The organism is Natronococcus sp., from assembly GCF_047921035.1.
In the GTDB taxonomy this organism is placed as follows: domain Archaea; phylum Halobacteriota; class Halobacteria; order Halobacteriales; family Natrialbaceae; genus Natronococcus.
In genome coordinates this window covers 1-3,639 of the sequence record NZ_JBLRWX010000177.1, presented here as the reverse complement: position 1 = coordinate 3,639, position 3,639 = coordinate 1, and the positions used below count along the sequence as shown (strand labels likewise).

General features: G+C 73.8%; 5 protein-coding genes. All 5 read right to left on the bottom strand.

Annotated features, from left to right (window positions below; genetic code table 11):
- Nucleotides 1–582: aminotransferase class I/II-fold pyridoxal phosphate-dependent enzyme (locus ACNA7R_RS19665; RefSeq protein WP_416285237.1), on the bottom strand; the 582-nt coding region annotated here is incomplete at its 3' end.
- A complete protein-coding gene (gene cobT / locus ACNA7R_RS19660; protein ID WP_416285235.1) occupies nt 572–1,615 on the bottom strand; it encodes a nicotinate mononucleotide-dependent phosphoribosyltransferase CobT in 1,044 nt (347 codons plus the stop codon). The genes cobT and ACNA7R_RS19665, both read right to left, overlap by 11 nt.
- Nucleotides 1,606–2,166, bottom strand: coding sequence for an NTP transferase domain-containing protein (locus tag ACNA7R_RS19655; protein ID WP_416285239.1), 561 nt, complete (start codon nt 2,164–2,166; stop codon nt 1,606–1,608). Before ACNA7R_RS19655 ends, cobT begins: the two co-directional genes overlap by 10 nt.
- A complete protein-coding gene (cobS, locus tag ACNA7R_RS19650; protein WP_416285233.1) occupies nt 2,166–2,921 on the bottom strand; it encodes an adenosylcobinamide-GDP ribazoletransferase in 756 nt (251 codons plus the stop codon). The genes ACNA7R_RS19655 and cobS overlap by 1 nt, the downstream gene beginning before the upstream one ends.
- Nucleotides 2,918–3,639, bottom strand: a 722-nt coding sequence (locus tag ACNA7R_RS19645) for a CobD/CbiB family cobalamin biosynthesis protein (protein ID WP_416285231.1), incomplete at its 5' end; no start/stop codon positions are given. The genes cobS and ACNA7R_RS19645, both read right to left, overlap by 4 nt.

Genomic DNA, 3,639 nt, shown 5'->3' with positions numbered 1-3,639 from the left:
CTCGCGGTCGAGCCTCGCGGCCGACGGGAGGTCGGTAAAGCCGAGGAACGCCTCGTCGACCAGCAGGGTCGTCCCGGCCTCGCCACAGCGGGCCGCGACAGCCTCGAGCGCGTCGGGATCGATCGCCTCCCCGGTCGGGTTGTTCGGCGTGCAGACGACCGCGAGCGCGTAGTTCGAGAGCGTGTCGGTACCGACCTCGAGGACGTCGTCGACGCGGACGAAGGCGGGCGTCGCGCCCTGCAGTCGGACCTCGCGGGCGTACTCGCCGAAGCTGGGGTACGGAACCAGGGCGTCGTCGCCGGGCTCGAGGGTTACCTCCATCGCCAGGCGAATCGCGGCCAGCCCGCCGGGCGTGGGAATCACGCGCTCGGGGTCGCAGTCGACGAACGCGGCCGCAGCCGCTCGGTAGTCGGGGGAGGCGTTGTCGGGGTAGCGCCGACTCGCCTCGAAGGCGTCCCGATAGACCCGCTCCGCGCCGTCGGGCACCTCGGGGTTCGTGTTCGCCGAGAAGTCCAGGATCTCGCGGTCGGGCTCGCCGCCGTGGGGGACCCGCTCGGCGGTACGGATCGCGTCAGGATCCATGCGTTCCCTCCGGGCGCTCGGCTTGGTTCTCAGTCGCGGCCTCGCGCTCGTCGTCGATTCCGAGTCGCCGACAGACGACCTCGAGCCGATCTCTGACCGCACCCATCTCGCCGTCGGGGACGAGCGAGAGCGCCCCGCCCATCGCGACGCCCTCCTTGGCCTCGCCCGCGCAGTAGCGGGCCATCGCGACGTGGTCGCGTCCGTCGAAGCCGGGGTCGGTGACGGTCAGTTCACAGTCGAGTCGGTCGCACGCTTCGGGGAGCGCCTCGCCTTGCTCGTCGGCGACGAACGAGGTCGTCGCGACCTCGAGCGGGGAATCGATCCCGGCGTGTCGGAGGAGCGCGGCGACCGCGACCATCTGGGTCCCGCCGGCGAGAATCACTCGAGTCCCGTCCTCGAGCGCCCCCGCAGCGATCCCGGCGACCGCGGCCTGGACGGGGTCGCCGACCGCCCGGATCGCCCGCAGGGGGGCGTCCTCGCAGTCGCCCGGCTCGAGTCCGCTCTCCTCGAGGCCGCGCTCGACGACGCGGCGCTTTCGCTCGAGGGGGTTCTCGGGCAGCGACGAGGACACGCCGCCGGGCTCGCCGAGGGCAGTCAACGCGCCGAGGGCGGTCGTCGTCCCGCCGGGGATCGTCTCGCCGAGCAGGAGGTCGTCGTCGGAGAGATCGCGGCTGACCTCCCGCGCGCGTTCGAAGAGCCCTTCGGCCTCGGGGACGGCGACGGGCTCGCGGACGTCGGCTCCGGCCTCGGCCTCGAGATCGACCGTCGGCGCGGCGGTCGGCTCCGCGAGCCCCGCGTCGACGACAGTCAGGTCGAAGCCGACGACCTCCCGGACCGCGCGGGTCACAGCCGCGGGCGTCGGACAGCCGGTCGGGCTCACCGGGACGACCGGGGCGGCTGTCGGCTCGCCGTAGACCAGGATCTCGGCGTCGGCCGCGGGCGTGTGGGCCATCAGCTCCGGCGCGGCGCCCGCAGCGCTGATTCCGTCGATCAGCGCCGTCTCGGTCGCGCCGGCGGCCAGGACTACTCGCATCGGTCCTCCGCGATGCGGGCGTCTTCGAGTCTGTTCACGTTCACCGCCAGTCGCGGATCGTAGCTCACGTGGGTCATGGATTCCTCCGTGGTGCCGACGACGTTGACCCCGGTCGGCGCGAGGTGGGGGGCGTCCTCGAGGCGGGTGTCGACGCCGACCCCCAGACGGCGCTTCAGCGCTGCGGGGACACAGACGGTCCGCGAGGACTCGCTTTCCCCGTAGAGCCCGAGGACGCGATCGACGACCGCCCCCTCGAGCAGCGGGAGGTCGGCCGCGACCGACAGCACGGGCGGCTCGACCGCGGGCTGTGCGAGCGCCGAGAGCAGATCGGTCACGTACCCCTCCCCCTCGGTTTCGATCGTCCGGACGTCCTCGGTTCGCTCGAGATGCTCGGCCGTCTCGGGGGCGTTCGGCGAGACGACCGCGAAGACCGTCCCGATCCGGCTCGCCTCGAGGCCAGCCAGCACGCGGTCGACCATCGGCGTCCCGGCGACCGGGTGGAGGGGTTTTTCCTGGGGGCTCTCGAGGCGAGTTCCCTCGCCGCCACACATCAGGAGAGCGTCCACGCGATCACCCCCGCGTGCAGCCCGACGACGCGACCGATCTCGGCTGCCGCGCCGAAGACGTCGCCGCTGACCCCGCCGAGGTTTCGATTCGCCCAGAGCCAGGGGAGCGCGACCCCGGCGAGCGCTCCCGGGACGGCGATCGCCGCGGGATGGGGCCAGAGGAGCGCTGCGGCGCCGAGAACGATTCCAGCAGGCGCGACGAATCGGCCGGGAGTCGCCGCTTCGGTCAGCTGGCTGCCCATCCCCTCGTGGCTCGCGGCCCCGAAGCAGGCCATCGCGGCCAGCCCGAGCCTGGCGCCGATTTCGGCGGCGATCGCGACGCCGACGGCCGTCGCTGGCGGGAGTTCGGCGACGCCGAGGGCGCCGAGCGCGAGCCCCGCGACGGTCAGCGACACGGCCAGGAGCGCGCCCACTCCGGTCGTCGTGTCCTTCAGCACCTCCCGGCGGCGCTCGCGGTCGCCGTGGACGACCAGCGCGTCGCCCAGATCCGCGACCCCGTCGAGGTTGTGGATCCCCACGACGGCGTAGACCGTGAGCAGGTACGCCAGCGCGACCGTCGGCGCCCCGAGGACGTCGACGGCGAGCAGCGGGATCGCGGCCAGCGAGCCGGCGACGAGCCCGACGAACGGGAGCGTCGCCGGCCGCGAGCGGAACGCGTCCCAGTCGCCCTCGCGGTGACCGACGGGGAGTCGTGTGAGGAACGCGAGCGCGCCCCGACAGGCGGCGATCCACGTCCTCACACGACCACCCCCGCAGTCGACAGGAGTGCCTCGAGCGCGGTCCCGAGCGCGACCGCGAGGACGGCCGCGACCAGCGCCGCGCGGAAGACGACCGCGACCGCGCGCTCGCCGTCCTCGAGGGTCGGAAGGGGATCATCGGGGTTCAGATCGTAGACGCCGGGCTTGCGGAGCCGAACCGAGAGCGCGCAGGCCAGCGTCGCCATCGGCCACCCCGAGTTCGGCGACGGCGGGGTTCGGGCCCATTCCCGGGCGCGAGTGAGCGCCCCGGGGTCGGCCGCGGCGACGGCGATCGCGACGGCGCTCACCCTGGCGGGGAGCCACATCACGAGATCGTCGAGCCGCGCGCTCGCCGTCCCGAGGGGTTTCGAGGGGTAGCCGAGCATCGAGTCTAACGTGTTGACGCCCTTGACCCAGGCCGCCGCGGCGGCCGCGGCGGGCAGCGAGAACGGGGCGAGGACGGCGAAGGGCAACAGCGTCGCGACCAGCCCGTCCGCGAGGTTCTCGGCCGCACTTTCGACGGCCGCGCTGCGGAGTTCGGCGGGCGAGAGCCCGTCGGTGTCGCGCCCGACGAGTCCGCGAATCCGGTCGCGGGCCGTCTCGAGGTCGCCCGCGGTCGCCGCGACGACCTCGCCCGTGAGCTCGAGGAGCATCCGCAGGCTGGTCGTCAGGTAGAGGACGAGGCCGGCGGCGCCCGCGCCCGCGACGGGGTGAACGGCCA